Here is a 1153-nt window from a genome sequence, read left to right on the forward strand (position 1 = left end):
TCGGCGTACGGCACGGCGCCGAAGGAATCCGCAAGTACACCAGGCTCCAGGCCGTCAGCGTGAACCGCTTCCCGACCCGCCGCGACCTCCACATGCTCCCGTTCGACCCCTCGGCCTACCGGTCCATCCTGCGCCTGGTGGACCTCATGTACGGCAACCGCCCGCGCCGCCGGAGCAAGTAACCGCGCCATCGCCCACCAGATCACGAAAGGCCAGCTCCCGATGACCACGACACCCGCCGCCCCGCACATGTCCGTCGGCGCCATGCCCGAAGGCGTCACCCTGCCGCTGCCCCAGCAGAACCTGGCCGTCGAGGAGGAGCGTCAGGTCCGCAAGCAGGAACTCGCGGCCGCCTTCCGCCTGTTCGCCCGTTTCGGTTTCTCCGAGGGCGTGGCCGGACACATCACGGCCCGCGATCCGGAGAACCCCTCGGCCTTCTGGGTCAACCCCTTCGGGATGTCGTTCAGCCAGATCCGCGTCTCCGACCTGATCCTCGTCGACCACGACGGCAAGCTCCTTCAGGGCAAGCGCCCGGTCAACAACGCCGCATTCTGTATCCACTCCGAGGTGCACCGGGTCAGGCCCGACGTGGTCGCGGCCGCACACACCCACTCCGTGCACGGCAAGGCCTTCTCCAGCCTCGGCGTCCCGCTGGACCCGATCACCCAGGACGCCTGTGCCTTCTTCGAGGACCACGGCATCTACTCGGACTACCGCGGGGTCGTCAACGACACGGAGGAAGGCCGGAAGATCGGTGTGGCCCTGGGCGACGCCAAGGCGGTCATCCTGCAAAACCACGGACTGCTCACGGTCGGGGCCTCCGTCGCCGAGGCGGCCTGGTACTTCATCACCATGGAACGCTCATGCCAGGCACAGCTGCTGGCCATGGCCGCGGGTGAACCGAAGCTCATCGATCCGGAGACGGCGCGGATGGTGCGGGACCAGATCTCCGGCCCCCTCCCGGGCTGGTTCCAGTTCCGCCCCCTGTGGGACCAGATCACCGCAGACCAACCCGACCTGTTCGACTGACATGACGCGCTGATCCCAGGAAGCCAAGTGGGGGGGGGGGGGGGGGGGGGGGGGGGGGGGGGGGGGGGGGGGGGGGGGGGGGGGGGGGGGGGGGGGGGGGGGGGGGGGGGGGGGGGGGGGGGGG

1 protein-coding gene and 1 pseudogene are annotated in these 1153 nt (G+C 70.3%); both read left to right on the forward strand.

What is annotated here, in order from left to right:
* A pseudogene (locus ACIBTS_RS49400) lies at positions 1 to 182 on the forward strand (succinate-semialdehyde dehydrogenase); the annotation flags it as partial.
* A gap of 40 nt (positions 183 to 222) precedes the next feature.
* Entirely contained in the window at positions 223 to 1029 is an 807-nt protein-coding gene (locus tag ACIBTS_RS49405; protein WP_399328569.1) for a class II aldolase/adducin family protein, read from the forward strand.
* Positions 1030 to 1153: the final 124 nt, after the last annotated feature.

This window comes from Streptomyces sp. NPDC050121 (assembly GCF_044460385.1).
Classification (GTDB): Bacteria; Actinomycetota; Actinomycetes; order Streptomycetales; family Streptomycetaceae; genus Streptomyces; species Streptomyces soliscabiei.

Excerpts from the sequence above, each read along its gene's own strand:
- ACIBTS_RS49405 (WP_399328569.1), top strand. The coding sequence starts at position 223 with ATGACCACGACACCCGCCGCCCCGCACATGTCCGTCGGCGCCATGCCC.